Origin of the sequence: 'Nostoc azollae' 0708, assembly GCF_000196515.1 — a bacterium.
GTDB classification, from domain to species: Bacteria; Cyanobacteriota; Cyanobacteriia; order Cyanobacteriales; family Nostocaceae; genus Trichormus_B; species Trichormus_B azollae.
Genome location: NC_014248.1, coordinates 3,909,491 through 3,923,363 on the forward strand (window position 1 = coordinate 3,909,491; position 13,873 = coordinate 3,923,363).

Annotated in this window: 14 protein-coding genes and 1 pseudogene; 5 read left to right on the forward strand and 10 right to left on the reverse strand. The window is 38.9% G+C overall.

Annotated features, from left to right (window positions below):
* Window positions 1-187: 187 nt before the first annotated feature.
* From AAZO_RS18315 to AAZO_RS18325, 3 genes are all read right to left on the reverse strand, one after another.
* On the reverse strand, window positions 188-427 hold the full coding sequence (locus AAZO_RS18315; RefSeq protein WP_013192382.1) for a 2Fe-2S iron-sulfur cluster-binding protein: 240 nt from the start codon (window positions 425-427) through the stop codon (window positions 188-190).
* A gap of 65 nt (window positions 428-492) precedes the next feature.
* A complete protein-coding gene (cobQ, locus tag AAZO_RS18320; RefSeq protein WP_013192383.1) occupies window positions 493-1,968 on the reverse strand; it encodes a cobyric acid synthase CobQ in 1,476 nt (491 codons plus the stop codon).
* A gap of 273 nt (window positions 1,969-2,241) precedes the next feature.
* Window positions 2,242-2,646, reverse strand: coding sequence for an Npun_F0494 family protein (locus AAZO_RS18325; RefSeq protein WP_013192384.1), 405 nt, complete (start codon window positions 2,644-2,646; stop codon window positions 2,242-2,244).
* A gap of 223 nt (window positions 2,647-2,869) precedes the next feature.
* Here AAZO_RS18325 and AAZO_RS18330 point away from each other — a divergent pair, with 223 nt between their 5' ends.
* Window positions 2,870-3,307 carry a peroxiredoxin gene (locus tag AAZO_RS18330; protein ID WP_013192385.1) on the forward strand — a complete coding sequence of 146 codons (438 nt, stop codon included), beginning with the start codon at window positions 2,870-2,872 and terminating at the stop codon, window positions 3,305-3,307.
* Window positions 3,308-3,386: 79 nt separating this feature from the next.
* Here AAZO_RS18330 and AAZO_RS18335 read toward each other — a convergent pair whose 3' ends face one another.
* From AAZO_RS18335 to AAZO_RS18370, 7 genes and pseudogenes are all read right to left on the reverse strand, one after another.
* Window positions 3,387-3,761 (reverse strand): hypothetical protein, encoded by a 375-nt coding sequence (locus AAZO_RS18335; RefSeq protein WP_013192386.1) that lies wholly within the window; start codon window positions 3,759-3,761, stop codon window positions 3,387-3,389.
* Window positions 3,762-3,792: 31 nt separating this feature from the next.
* Window positions 3,793-4,668, reverse strand: coding sequence for an ABC transporter permease (locus AAZO_RS18340; RefSeq protein WP_013192387.1), 876 nt, complete (start codon window positions 4,666-4,668; stop codon window positions 3,793-3,795).
* 546 nt (window positions 4,669-5,214) lie between these two features.
* Window positions 5,215-5,337 carry a hypothetical protein gene (locus AAZO_RS41620; protein WP_266886039.1) on the reverse strand — a complete coding sequence of 41 codons (123 nt, stop codon included), beginning with the start codon at window positions 5,335-5,337 and terminating at the stop codon, window positions 5,215-5,217.
* 258 nt (window positions 5,338-5,595) lie between these two features.
* Window positions 5,596-6,939: pseudogene (locus AAZO_RS18350) on the reverse strand (IS4 family transposase).
* A 553-nt stretch (window positions 6,940-7,492) separates the two neighbouring features.
* Window positions 7,493-7,708, reverse strand: coding sequence for a hypothetical protein (locus AAZO_RS18360; protein WP_187289521.1), 216 nt, complete (start codon window positions 7,706-7,708; stop codon window positions 7,493-7,495).
* A 216-nt stretch (window positions 7,709-7,924) separates the two neighbouring features.
* Complete coding sequence (locus AAZO_RS18365; RefSeq protein ID WP_041643416.1) at window positions 7,925-9,520, reverse strand: nickel-dependent hydrogenase large subunit; 1,596 nt, start codon at window positions 9,518-9,520, stop codon at window positions 7,925-7,927.
* Window positions 9,521-9,622: 102 nt separating this feature from the next.
* Window positions 9,623-10,585 (reverse strand): hydrogenase small subunit, encoded by a 963-nt coding sequence (locus AAZO_RS18370; RefSeq protein WP_013192389.1) that lies wholly within the window; start codon window positions 10,583-10,585, stop codon window positions 9,623-9,625.
* A gap of 714 nt (window positions 10,586-11,299) precedes the next feature.
* On the opposite strand from AAZO_RS18370, the gene AAZO_RS18375 reads away from it, so the two are divergent.
* The 4 genes from AAZO_RS18375 to AAZO_RS18390 all read left to right on the forward strand — a co-directional run bounded on the left by AAZO_RS18375 (window position 11,300) and on the right by AAZO_RS18390 (window position 13,775).
* Complete coding sequence (locus AAZO_RS18375) at window positions 11,300-12,283, forward strand: tetratricopeptide repeat protein (protein ID WP_013192390.1); 984 nt, start codon at window positions 11,300-11,302, stop codon at window positions 12,281-12,283.
* An 88-nt stretch (window positions 12,284-12,371) separates the two neighbouring features.
* Window positions 12,372-12,635: an asr0689 family protein gene (locus AAZO_RS18380; protein ID WP_013192391.1), complete on the forward strand. Its 264-nt coding sequence runs from the start codon at window positions 12,372-12,374 to the stop codon at window positions 12,633-12,635.
* A gap of 9 nt (window positions 12,636-12,644) precedes the next feature.
* The gene (locus tag AAZO_RS18385; RefSeq protein WP_013192392.1) at window positions 12,645-12,869 is read left to right on the forward strand and encodes a hypothetical protein; all 225 of its coding nucleotides are present in this window, start codon (window positions 12,645-12,647) and stop codon (window positions 12,867-12,869) included.
* 93 nt (window positions 12,870-12,962) lie between these two features.
* Window positions 12,963-13,775, forward strand: coding sequence for a NifU family protein (locus tag AAZO_RS18390; RefSeq protein ID WP_013192393.1), 813 nt, complete (start codon window positions 12,963-12,965; stop codon window positions 13,773-13,775).
* Window positions 13,776-13,873 lie beyond the last annotated feature (98 nt).

The following is a 13,873-nucleotide window of genomic DNA, read 5'->3' on the forward strand; positions in this document are numbered from 1 at the left end:
GAATTTATTGTTTAGAAATCCCTGAAAACTAAAAGTCTACTATTAGTCAGTCGCAATGATAACATCAATTGAAACCTAGACAGCAAGAGAATTTTACTCCTGACTTCTGACTTCTGACTCCTGCTGTAATTTTACCAATTACGGATCTAAAGACATGTGACGAGTATTTAACCGCATTAGATATTAACTACCAAATCGGATCACTAAAAAGATGTATGGTTAATTCCTCGTTTCCTGGTCGAACTGGTGTGATGCAGGCACAGATGATTTCTCCATGATCTAGTTCCACTGTGCAAGCATGACAAGTTCCCATCAAACAACCTGTAGGAATTGATACCCCTGCTCTATCTGCTACATCTAATAGGGATTCTCCTATTTCAGCATTAACTGTGACATCTTCTGGTAGAAAACGGATATTGATAGTCATTGGTGATTAGTGGTTGGGGACTGGGAACTGGGAACTGGGTAAGATTTTTTCCAATTACGAATTACCTAAGATATAAACGGAGTTAAATTTAAATGGCTTTCTATTTCGGTGGCTAAAGAGTCCAAAATCTGTTCTCGCTGTTCTCGGTAGTTAGCAACTCCTGTGGGTAAGGATTTCAAACCTCGCTGTTGACGAAGGCGATTTATCCAAGCACGTCGCCAAGGACCGTTATCAAATATTCCATGCAGATAAGTACCCCAAACGGACTGACAATTATCTACTAAGCCTAAATTAACATCATCAAATAGTGGTTGACAGGTGGGTTTATCGGTTGGTTGTTCTATGCGCGATCGCCCTTGGTGAATTTCAAACCCATTGACTGGTAAACCCATTTGGGGATAATTAGAACTCACTTGACGCTGACGGGCTATTTTTTGTCCTGTAATCACAGTTTTAATAGGTAACAAATTCAATCCTTGATATCTGCCTGCTTGCCCCTCTATCCCTTCTGGGTCGGCGACAATTTGGCCTAGCATTTGAAATCCTCCACAAATGCCTAAAATTGTTCCTCCTGAAGCTGCATAGTTTTGAATTGCTTCTGCCATACCACTTTTATGCAGCACGCTTAAATCAGCTATAGTAGTCTTTGTACCGGGAATAATTAACGCATCTGGATGTCCTAAATCTTGCTTGGGACTCAAATATTTTACTGAAATTGTCGGTTCTGATTCCAGTGGGTCAAAGTCAGTAAAATTGGCAATTCTTGGTAAGCGAATAACGGCTATATTGAGTTCAGCATGGGTTTTCTGGTATTTTCGTTCCAGCAAGTCTAGTGAGTCTTCAGCAGGAAATACTTCTTCTAAATATGGGATAACACCAATAACTGGAATACCAGTGCGTTCTTCTAACCATTTGATTCCTGGTTCAAGGATTGATCGTATTCCCCGGAATTTGTTAATTACTACCCCTTGAATTAAAGCTCGTTCTTCTGGTTCTAATAATTCTAAAGTCCCTACTACATGAGCAAAAGCACCTCCTCGGTCAATATCGACTACCAACAGAGTGGGTGCATCCAGATATTTTGCTACTCTCATGTTGGTTAAGTCGCGGTGTTTTAGGTTAATCTCTGCGGGACTACCGGCACCTTCACAAACTAAGACATCAAATTCTGTGCCTAAATGCTTTAAGCTTTCTTCTATTGTTCGCCAACCAATGTCAAAATACTGCTCATAATAATCTGTGGCGCTAACTTTACCGATGGGTCTACCTTTGAGGATCACTTGGGAGGTCATATTCCCTTGGGGTTTAAGTAAAATTGGGTTCATTTCCACTAATGGGGATACACCCGCTGCCCAAGCTTGTACAGCTTGGGCATAACCTATTTCTCCACCACTGGGGGTAACATAAGCATTTAAAGCCATATTTTGTCCCTTAAAGGGCGCTACTCGCCATCCACGACGGGACAAAATCCGACAAATAGCTGTGGTAATTAGTGATTTTCCTGCGTGGGATGTTGTCCCCACAACCATAATTGATTTCATAATTTGTAATTTGTAATTCGTGATGGAGAATAGGGAACAGGAAACGGGGAACAGGAAACGGGGAATAGGGAACAAGTAATTAATTATTCTCTGTGTCTGTTGCTTGGGATTGTTGCATTCTGTCTCTAGTTCACTTTGACTTGCTTTACTTAGCTTGTCAATTTTTCAGGAGGAATATGGTGTATCAGGGAAAATACGGCGGACTTTAGGATTTTGGGAAAAAGATAAATATTCCCTGTTTTCCCCTATACCCCACATATACCCTATCCCTTACTAAAAAGGCAGTCTAACCCAACGGATGAAAGCATCATAGAGGTGATCGCTCAATGTTGGTATACATAATTCTTGTTTCTGTAATTTTTCTAATAACTGATGTCCAAGGGGTGTAAGACGAAAACTGTCTGTAATTCCTTGTCCATCTACTTCTCGTCGCAATATTCCTACTTGAATCAGCCAGTTTAAATGATTGTCACAGACTAGTTCTGATAATGGACGTTGGGTATAACCTTGTTTAATCCCATTTTCCATGGCGATCGCACTCACAGGTACACTTTTAATTTGCATTGTCAGAAATAATGCCAATCTGAAAGGCGAACAAATTAGCGAGCGCTTGGCTCGTTCTACTGTAATCTGCGAATAAACAAAGGGTTTTGGATTGGTGTAGTTAGCAGTAGTCATAAGTTTAAGACTGGGGACGTGGAAGATGAGGGTGATGAGGGTGATGAGGGTGATGAGGGTGATGAGGGTGATGAGGGTGATGAGGGTGATGAGGGTGATGAGGGTGATGGGGAAGTAAATTTCCTAATGCCCAATGCCCTATTTCCTATTTCCTATTCCCTGTTTATTCTAAATTATTGTAAAATCTGTAGTGCATCAGAACTTAATACAGGAACTCTGAATTATGCCTCTAGCAGTTGGTACAGTTGCACCTGCATTTACCACGACAGACACAAACGGCAATACGGTATCATTATCTGATTTTGTGGGTAAAACCGTAGTTTTGTACTTTTATCCCAAAGATGATACACCAGGCTGCACCAAACAAGCTTGCAGCTTCCGTGATGCACAGGAACAATATATCAATAAAGATATTATTGTACTGGGTGTGAGTGCAGATGATGAAGCTTCTCACCAAGCATTTACCCAAAAATATAACTTGAATTTCCCCCTACTAGCTGACACCGATAAAAGCATTATTGCTGCTTACGATGTTGACGGTGGTGGTTATGCCAAGCGTGTTTCTTATGTAATTGACCCCAGTGGTAAAATTATTCATGCAGATGATAGTGTCAACACAGCTACCCATGCTGATGATATTTTAGCTGCACTTGGTTTGTAATTTTTCAACCAGATGATTTGCTAGTAGTCAGTAGTCAGGAGTCAGAATGGAAAAATGACAACTGACAACTGACAATGAGTTATTTGTCTGAAGGGAGGATAATCAACGCTGATGTATTTTGACCAGATGTAGGTAAGTTAGGATTTTGCTGTTGCTGACCTTGTATTAATTTTTTTTGTCTGTCCTTAAAATCTACTGCTGCATCATGCAATTGTTGATTCTGTTGATTAGAATCCCAGTTGGGAGTGCCGAAATTTGCCTGATGAATCAGGTTAAATAAATTGAAATCTGAGGAATTACCAGATAAAGGATTGCTATTAGTGCCGTTGTCTAAACCACTAAAGGGTTGATTAGTATCAGCTAAGCTAGGTTGTTCTGTCAGCAAAGACGCAAAACTCAATCCTGCTAAAGTAGCTATCAAGATTTTCTGAATTCGTAAAGACGGTTGTTTCATGATATTTACCCTCACATTTTGCTTTCTATTGTTAAGCAAGAGTCCGACGTAATTGGGGCTGTATGCTAATTAAAGCCACCATAGCAAATCCTAGTAAGACTAACAATGCTCCTCCAAAGCTAACATCACCCCAAAAAGCTTGCATCACGACATCATTTAATCCCCAATTGCTGTGTAGATACAAATAGCGAATGGGTTCAATGGCATAGCTAAGAGGATTGAGAGTGGCGATAACCTGCAACCAACTAGGCATAAAGGATAATGGTGCTAAAGCTGTGCTAGCAAATAACAAAGGTAGGTTGGTAACGAAAATAACCGCAATTAATTCAATGTGTCCTGGTAAAGCAAAAGCTAAACCCAAGGAAATCGCTGTTACACCTAAAGCCAGCAGGAAGACTATTAATGCGATCGCACTTAATCCGACTGCATTGGGTAAACCCGCACCTAAAAACGCTGCTGCACCCACAATTATCGCCGCTTGCAGTAAACTTTGGCTAATGATAAAAATGGTAGAAGCAAAAACAATTGAGAAGCGCGAAGCTAACGGTGCAACCAGCAACCGATTTAAAAAGCCAAATTCCCGATCAAACATCACCGGTAAACCTGCATTCAAAGCCCCAGCAAAGGCGGTAAATACAATTACACCTGCGGCTAGAAATTGGCTGTAATTTGTCGTAGTACCAAATAAACCCTTGGGTGCATTTTGGAACAAAGCACCAAATAAGACTAACCACATCACAGGTTGAATAATTCCTGCTACCAGACTAGAAGGACGACGTTGGAGTTGAATAAACAGACGACGAGTTAAAGCCAGGGTTTCTTGGATAATTTCTCCCAAAAAATTAGGTGTAGTTTCTGTAACTACGATAGGTAAGGCAAGTTGCTGCCAATTCATATCTGTCTTCATAGCAATCTTAACATTAGATATACAGAGATATACAGTGTCTAAAATTAAACGGTATGAATGATAAACATCTATGCAATCAAGAATCTGCAAAGAATATTTATAATTCTATAATTCTTCATATTACATTATATCAAAAAACGATTTTAAAGTTGATGAGGATTTATTTAGGAGTTTAGGCGTTCAGGAGTATGGCTATTGCCACGCTATGCCTACAGCACACACACTATGTGAGTGAAGGCTATCAGGAGTATGGCTAACGCCACGCTCCGCTATCAGGAATTCAGGAATTCATGAGTTCACGAATAAAGCCAGATTGATATTTCATTTATTTTTGATTGAAATAAACAATGGTAGTGTCTAAATTATGATTTCTTAGAAATCTTGAATTTTAAATTTTGAATTTTAAAAGTGGGAAATACCCACTCTAGGAATCTATGAACTTACAACATGTCATTTAGCAGTTTCGGCTAACTTATCATACTGGTCTTGGGATGCTTTAGCTAGAATCTTATCTGCTTCTTCAGGATTAGTGCCGTCTTTAGGAATTCAATACTTAACATAAAGAGAAACAAAATCAACCATCGTAGGTAAACCTGATAAATTGTGTTTATCTGCTTGTTCTACAGCGATTAGAGCTACCAAACCTGCTCTAGTTGGGTCTGGTTTCAATACTGCTCGGTTAAGGAAGAAGAGGAGGTAAGATCAGGAGAAAAGAGTTCGCGTTTGAGTTACGAGAATTAAAAGCCCCGTTAAAACAGAAAAGCCACACTATGAACAAAGAAGAGTGTCCCCATCAATAAATAATATTTAATTGCTCAAATATAAAGGTAGATATAAAGGTAGAAACGCGAAAATATGATAAGGCTAAATAGCAGTTGTTAAAAACATAAAAGAAGGTTGATTGACAGTGGTACTACCACGATAAAATCATTTTTTACTCAGGAACTTGGAGCGCGTCTTTTTCAGAATCCTAGGATTACTTCTAAATTTAGGAGGTGGTATTTCTAAATATGAAATTTCTGGAACTAACCAACTATAAAATAGATGTAAATCTTCAGTATCAGCTTGTGGAAATTGAGGAACAGCACGTCGAATTAATCGTAAACTACCAGTAAAACTCAAACCTAATGGTGAGATTCCTGCTTCGGAAGCACTTTGGAACATCAAACAACGAATACAAAAATGTCCTAACAACCAACCATAAATTTCTTGGACTACTTCACGAGGACTCTTAGAACGAATCAGAGTTTTACGCCCCAATAGATGCACCTTTAATTCATCCAAAGTATTCTCAGCTTCCCATCTAGTATGATATTCTTGAGCTAAAATCAGTGCTGGGAAAGTCGAAATATCCATCAAATCAGTAGTCAAACGGTATACTTTATCAGAACCATTATCTTCAATCACATATTCAATTACACAAATAGGAATTCTCTTTGCACCTTTCTTTTTAGATTTACTATCAGGTGCAACCCAAGACAAATAAGAACCATTACCCAAAGTTTTGACGAGCTCAAATTTCACATTCGCTGGCACACGACCAAGGATATGACACTTTTGTTTGATTGCGGCATGAACCATTTTAAAAGAATGCAATCCCCTGTCCCACATTAACAACATTCCTTCCCCAACACTGGGAAGGATTTGAATTGCTCTTTTTCTTTCACCAATTCCATAGGGACTTAATAGAGAGAGCATCAACAATTACATGAGTTCCTGCTTCTACTAAAAAAACCAATCTGGCCTTTGGAAAAGCTGGATATGTACCCGGTGGTAAACCAGGATAACCAAATACTTTACCATTGGCTGGAGTATCAGGGATATCAAAAACTGTTCCGTCTACAGCCATCAATCTTAATCCTCCCAAAAAAGTACCTGGTGTTTGTATTGTGGCCAGGGGTTTTACTACCATTTCAAACAAACGAGTCATCACACCAGGACCAATTCTTTAGGACCAATTCCTTGACGTGCTTCACTGATTGATGAAGAAGTTGGTGCAATAAAACGTAGACGATGGGGTATTTGTAAACCACTCAAACCTTGAATCAGATTTTTGAAGACATCAACTATAGAGTCAGTTGAGGAAAAACTCATGGCAATGACTCAAGCTACAACTACGTGAGTGGGTAGTATTCCTTCTCTTCGTTCTTGAGAAGAAGTATTGATAATTGCTCTGTGTATAGTTTGAGCGGGAATGACTTGTTCTAACGCCACAAGCAATTGCGCTTTGGCCACTGATGCTGCAATGACTTCAAAGTTGATTAGTGACATTTGCACCTCTGTTCAGTTTCATTTTAGTTTTAAAAAACTATAAAATGAATGGGTATTTGTTCTCGTAAATATTCCGTGAACAAGTTAATTTTTCTCATTCCCCCCGTAAGTCAATGCCTGCAAAAGACTCGGATATTATTTCTAGAGCCGAATTAATACAACAAGCTATTGCGACTTTACAACTATCTATTCAACAAATTCAGGCTTCTAGGTAGCACCTCCTGGATGTTGCGTTTTCTGTTACCAAGCATCGGGTCAGCAGGGTACTTACTGCTATTACAAGTTGTAGGCTAACAAGCCTATTTTCCCTACTCAATCACCTGATAAACTCAGCGAATATAAGCATTTAGGCAAGGCTGGAAGCCCAAATCATATTCATGCTGTCCTCTCGGTTGCCAGACGAACCCAAATTTACCACTTGCAGTCGTGTATTGATTCTCTTAGGCAAAATTGGGTGGAATTATACGATAGCCTCAAAGAGAAAAAGTCAATCTGTTAGTTCTCGTAAACAAAACGCGAACACATTTCTCTTGATCTTACCCCCTCTTTTTCCTTAACCGAGCAGTATTCGGTCTGGTTTTACTTTCATGAATTGGTCAATTAGCAGCTTGATGTAATTGAATGGTCCTAAGTTTTTTAACTTAGCTTCATCAGGTTTAAACTCTAATCCTGGGGCTGTTGAGTGCTCTAAAATACAGCATTGTGTAAATTCTTGCAGTGCTGCATCAGGAAGTTGAGGAAGATATTTGTATAGTTCTAAATTAGACACAAGCTTACTTTATAAATTGCAGTTCCTGGGAGCGCATTAAGGTCAGACTAACTCACTACTTAGAGAAATTTTGTCATCCAACTGATAAGTAACAGCTATCAATTTTTAGTGATAACTGATAACTGTTACAGCAGGAGTCAGGAGTAAAACTCTCTTGCTGTCTAGCTTTCAATTTAGATTCTGTACCTCATTGATCTGCAATCTGCTGTTAACTGATTAAGCTGTCCGAAAACGTGCTAATTCTTCTCCAGTTTTGGCATCATGGGCATGAACAGTACATACCAAACAAGAATCAAAAGAACGCGCAACATGACCAACTTCTACGGGGTCATTAGCATCTTCAATAGGCGTACCTATTAATGCTTGTTCTATGGGTCCTCGTTGTCCTGCACCGTCACGGGGTCCGATATTCCATGTACCCGGGGCAATAACTTGGTAATTTTTAATCTTGCTATCTTCAATCTCTACCCAGTGACATAATGCCCCTCTTGCAGCTTCAGTTGCACCCCAACCTTTACCATCTTTTTCTTTAGGTTTAATATACCAAGGGTCGTTAAGTTTAAACTCCCGTAAACAGCGTTCAGCTTGGCGATATAACTTAACAATTTCGTGGACTCTTGCTATTTGCCTAACGTGAACATTTGCACCGCCCATTTTTTTGAAGACATCAAGAATGAAGGGGTCGTAATGTTGCCAAGATTCACCATGTTTTCCACCTGCAACTAACTGACGTGCTAGGGGTCCGGCTTCTAAACGTCCTAAGTCTTGGTGAAGGACTGCAGGTGCCCAGGAATATGCACCGCCAAAGTCTTTATTATTATTCATAGTAGGTAAAGTAGTGCGATCACTTGGATGCCAATCTTCTGTACCTTCATCATACCAAGAATGGGTTAAATTCTCACGGGCAAATGATTGATTCATCAAGGTATGGGTATCAGTGAAGCTATCGTAAACACCACTTTTCATAATTACAGCAGCGTTACGTCCATCAATGGTGGGTTTATTGTATTTATCTTCATGGGGAATATATCCCCAAGTTACATACTTACCCACACCAGCACCATATCGATCTAAACCGATATCTAAACCCATGCGCCAGTATAAACCTAAATCTGATTCCCGATGTTTAACATCAGCATTTAACCATTTTTGGAATTCTTCATAAGATTGAATTTCTTCATATCTTTCTAAAGAACAACCTAACCAAACTGGTTCTAACCAATTGGTGCGGAAATATTCCAGAATTGCCCAAGCGCGCGTAATATCAGTTAAGGTGGGGGCGCACATTACACCACCAGGAACCATGTAACTAGAATGCGGCCATTGACCACCTAATAAAGCGTAAATTTCGACAGGTTTGGCGGAAATTGTCAGACCAATTTCATAGGATGTACCTGTGAAAGCAGCAAAGCGCCGACAGGCTTCATCATAAAAATGACTACGGCGATAATTTTTATTAGTTAAATCAATAGCAAACAAGCCATAAAAATAGCGGGGAATGCTTTGAATTGTTTCGACAATTTGACCTAAATTTCTCGCCAAAATAGCATTTCTAGGAATTTCTGTTCCCCAAGCAGTATCTAATGCCCAAGATGCAGAACTGAGATGAGAACCACCACAAATTCCACAAATTCGGGGTGTAACAATTAAACCTGCTTGGGGGTCTTTACCGCGTAAAATGATTTCAAAACCGCGAAAAAGTTCGGCATGAGTCCAGGCATTTGTGACATATCCATTTTCGATTTCGACACGCACATCTAAATCGCCTTCAACTCTACCAACGGGTGAAATATCTAAGGTTTGAATTGGCATAACTTCTGGGTGATTTGTAATTGGTGATTGGTAATTGGTGGGCATTATGAAAATTACTTCCCCATCTCCCTCATTTCTCTTATCTTCCCCCACCCCTAGTCCCTAAACAGTAAAAAAGTCTTCATCTGCCCATTTTGGTGCTGCGTCTTTGGCAACAACCGTGAGGACTGCATAATCTCTGTGGTTGACACCGGGTGGTATTTCTTTAGGAACACCCATCACAGTTTGAGTTTTAAATACTGTTCCTGGTTTGAGGTCGAAAAAGGGAAATTCTGGTTCTGTGCAGCCTAAGCAAGGCATTCCGGCGCGGGTTTTCGATGATATACGATTCCAAAGAATGCGGTTACAGGAGGAATGAGTCATGGGACCACGACAACCCAAGTCGTAGAATAGACAGCCTTTGCGTTGTCCAAACTCTGCTGTTGTAGCTTTGTATGCAAAGTGAATATTCCGGGTACAACCGGTTTGGGTGTAGGTGTTAAAAAAAGTTTGGGGACGGTGTAGTTCATCGAGAACTATATCATCTGTGCGTCCAGTGGCGATCGCCACTAATATCTGCGTTATCCAATCAGGGTGTGTGGGACAACCGGGAATATTAATTACAGGTAAACCCGCTTTGCTAACAAAATCTTTACCTAAAAAACCGCCTTCTTTCCGTTTGAGAAACTGTAATCCTTTCGAGTCGCTGGGGTTAGGTGACATAGCGGGAATTCCTCCCCAAGTTGCACAGTCTCCCACCGCCACAATAAATTTAGCAGCTTGGGATAAATCTATTAACCAATCCTTCATAGGACGGTCAGCAAATCTATTCCATTCCCCTGTACCATTGGGGGCGTTAACTACACTACCTTCAAATACCAAAATATCCAAAGGAGTCTTACCTAAAACACAGTCCCATAGAAGAGTTTGTAGGTTGTTACCCAGTTCCACACCCAAGGAAGGATGCCAAAGAACTTTAATACCAAAATTAGCGATTAAATCGCAAGCAGTAGGTTCTTCACCATTAAGAAAAGACATGGTGTTACCGGAACAAGCACCACCTTGAAGCCAGAGTACATTCGTCATTAGCCTATATATTGTTCTGTTGTTGATGTTTTGTTGTTGATGTAACGAAATAGACAGAATAATTCTGTCTGTGTGGATGAGGACATACGCAATAGAATTAGAAACATGATTCACTTTTTAACTGGCGCTGTGAAGAAATCGTGGAGAAGTTCACCTATTGATCAATATAATATTATCTTAAATTAAGGTATTGTTTAAATCAATTAAATTTTCTCGTAGACATTTAGTATTGTTATGAACAACTTCTGTAATCTCCTCCGTGAACCCCTGCGTTAAAAAAATCCTCGGAAATAAAAATGCAATTTTGATGATTTCATCATGGAAATCACATATAAAGTAGTCTAAAAGTTTCCCAAGTTATAGCTAATTGGTAAAATATAGATACCAAAATTAGGGCAAGAAATTTAAAATTAATTAAAACTAATATTAGTCTTGGTAATTTCCCTATAGAATTTGATCAATGGATTGCTTTATAGTGATAAGGACTGATTCTGGGAAATAAAGGAGAATTCATTGATATTTTTAGGTAAAAATACCTGCGAGTTCTAACTTTCACTTTTTAGCTTTTTGGCTTCTCTGTGTTTCATGTTCCAAATTAGTCAAGATGAAAAAATGTGAGATTGGGGAGTCTTGAAACTTGCGTAAACCAGTTTTTCACCGCATTTGTGCGGTCATTCACAACCAAATTCCCCAACTGGCTAGAGTACGCCAACTATGACCCTTAGTATTACAGATTCAGCTGTCAACGCTGCTATTGCGGCCATATCTTCGGAGTCAGCTACAGCAGAGGAAAAAATCCAAATGCTGATAGAAATAGCCCAAGATTCTCAAAAGAAAGCTAAAAATTCTCAAGATTTACGGAATGCAATGCGGCTATTTTATCATGCCTATCAAATGTGTGGTGATGACTATGCTTTGCTAAAAGCAAGAACTAAAATAGGAATGGCGGGGATATTACAAATTAGTCCTGATTCTACTCCTCAATTACTACAACAATCTAAAGCGGATTATGAGGAAGCATTAGAAATTTTACAAAAACATGCTACAGCTGAAGAAGTAGCAGAAGCTCAGATGAATTTGGGGTTAGTGTTGCAATCCCTAGTGCCCTACAACTTAGCGCGGATAACTGATAGTATCCAAGCCTATCATGAAGCACTGCGGGTATTTAGCTGGCAAGATTACCCACAGGAATACGCAATTTTATACAATAATATTGCGATCGCATATCTTTCTATGCCAATGGCATCAGAACGGGAATATTTACGTCAAGGGTTAGCAGTACAGTCTTTTGAAGTCGCACTCAAACATATTAACCTGATTGATCATCCCAGGGAATATGCAATGTTGCAAAATAACTTAGGTAATGCTTTGCAATATTTAATTAGTTCCCATCCTGTAGAGAATAATTTGCGGGCTATTGCTGCATACAACGAAGCCTTAAAAGCGCGTAATCCCAGAGATACACCCTTAGAATATGCTAACACCGTCTCTAACAAAGCTAACGCCCTTTTCAACTTACCTGATCATCCAGAAAAGCCAGAATTAGGAAATCCGCAGAATTTGTTAAAAGCACAAGCATATTATCAAGAAGCTTGGCAAATATTCACCGCACATCAACAGACAGAACAAGCCGAAATTGTAGCGAAAGCACTACAAGATCTACAAATAGAAATTCAAGCAATTAGCATTTTAAATTGATAACTACAGTGCGTCTCATCGGACTTAGTTTAATTAGTCTCGAATTCTATTCACAAGCCAACAAATTCAGAAAGGTAGGAAAATCACAATGTTGGAATTTATCCATGATCCTGTCTTTAGAGATTTTTTACATAGTTTGAATACGGAATTAAATTTTAAAACCGAATTAACTTGGTTAATAATCTCTTTAATTTTCTCAATGATTGGCGGAGCAATTGGTGCTATGCTCCTAGCAGGTAAAGAAATCGGCTATAAATTTGCTGCTACAATTGGCAGTTTATTTGCCCCGGTTGGTGTGATTCCGGCAATTATTTTAGGTTTATGTATGATCAATTTATTATCTAAATACTAGGAGATTTGTATGTTGCAACTAAGCTGGTTTTCCTTCAAATTATTGTTGAAGGGTAAACTATTTCGTGACCCTCTGTATTTTGTCCGCCAAACTACCATTGCTAGTAGTATCGGCACACTGTTATTAGTGTTATTAGCACAGCTAGAAATTCCCCTGTGCATCCCCATCACTGTATCCAGCTTAATTACAGGTGTAATAATGCCTTTCCTGCTCAAAGATTTCCGAATGAAATGAGTTTGAACAAATACCAAGTTGGAAGTTATTGATCCCTACAGATTTATCTGAGGGATTGAATTATTATTAATCGCAAATGAACGCAGATAGTTTATGGATAATTTAGAGAATTTGATAGGTGATATTCAGAGATTTGACGCAATTATTTCTGAGTGGGATGAAAGTCAACGGTGTGTTGCTGTCGGTTTGCAAAGGGCTATTGAATCTCTTCATAAAGCTGCATTGACTAATTTAGTCAGAAGTCTGAAACAAGACAACATATCAGCTTTATATAATGCAGTAGATGATGAAATTGTCTATGCTGTTTTGCTATATCATAATTTGGTTAAACCACCATTATCAGAAAGGATAAAAACGGCATTAACCGAAATTCGCCCCAGCTTACAAAGTCATGATAGTGATGTAGAATTAGTAGCAATTAAACCACCAGATAGAATAGACGTTAAATTAATTGGTAGTTGTAGTAATTGTGCTAGTTCAACTTTAACCTTAACTCAGTTAGTAGAACAAACCGTTAAAAAATATTGTCCAGAAATTAGCAATATAGTTGCCGTTAATAATAGCCCTAATGCCACCCTTACTCCTATTAATATAAATTCCTATTGGATGGGAGTAGCGAATGTAAATGACATTCCTGACAATCATGTATTAGCAGTTAAACTTGAAAATCAAAACATATTTTTATACCGACAGGGTAATAATATAATCTGTTATCGTAATGCTTGTTCTCATTTAGGTCTTCCCCTGGATAAAGGTAAGGTAGAAAATGACATTATCACCTGTGCATCACATCAATTTCGATATGATTTAAAGACAGCTGAATGTTTAACAGTACGTGATGTTTCTCTTCAATCTTATGAAGTGAGAGTTAAGGGTGATAAGGTTTATGTGAAAGTGGAAAAGTGAGAATAGGCAGTTTACGAAACCGATTGTTTTCCTCTGTATCAACAGATTTAGTCACCTTCTGGAGAAGTTTTTTATTTGCGATCGCATATCGACTTTAA

Excerpts from the sequence above, each read along its gene's own strand:
- AAZO_RS18315 (WP_013192382.1), bottom strand. The coding sequence starts at position 427 with ATGACTATCAATATCCGTTTTCTACCAGAAGATGTCACAGTTAATGCT.
- cobQ (WP_013192383.1), bottom strand. The coding sequence starts at position 1,968 with ATGAAATCAATTATGGTTGTGGGGACAACATCCCACGCAGGAAAATCA.
- AAZO_RS18325 (WP_013192384.1), bottom strand. The coding sequence starts at position 2,646 with ATGACTACTGCTAACTACACCAATCCAAAACCCTTTGTTTATTCGCAG.
- AAZO_RS18330 (WP_013192385.1), top strand. The coding sequence starts at position 2,870 with ATGCCTCTAGCAGTTGGTACAGTTGCACCTGCATTTACCACGACAGAC.
- AAZO_RS18335 (WP_013192386.1), bottom strand. The coding sequence starts at position 3,761 with ATGAAACAACCGTCTTTACGAATTCAGAAAATCTTGATAGCTACTTTA.
- AAZO_RS18340 (WP_013192387.1), bottom strand. The coding sequence starts at position 4,668 with ATGAAGACAGATATGAATTGGCAGCAACTTGCCTTACCTATCGTAGTT.
- AAZO_RS18365 (WP_041643416.1), bottom strand. The coding sequence starts at position 9,520 with ATGCCAATTCAAACCTTAGATATTTCACCCGTTGGTAGAGTTGAAGGC.
- AAZO_RS18370 (WP_013192389.1), bottom strand. The coding sequence starts at position 10,585 with ATGACGAATGTACTCTGGCTTCAAGGTGGTGCTTGTTCCGGTAACACC.
- AAZO_RS18375 (WP_013192390.1), top strand. The coding sequence starts at position 11,300 with ATGACCCTTAGTATTACAGATTCAGCTGTCAACGCTGCTATTGCGGCC.
- AAZO_RS18380 (WP_013192391.1), top strand. The coding sequence starts at position 12,372 with ATGTTGGAATTTATCCATGATCCTGTCTTTAGAGATTTTTTACATAGT.
- AAZO_RS18385 (WP_013192392.1), top strand. The coding sequence starts at position 12,645 with ATGTTGCAACTAAGCTGGTTTTCCTTCAAATTATTGTTGAAGGGTAAA.
- AAZO_RS18390 (WP_013192393.1), top strand. The coding sequence starts at position 12,963 with ATGGATAATTTAGAGAATTTGATAGGTGATATTCAGAGATTTGACGCA.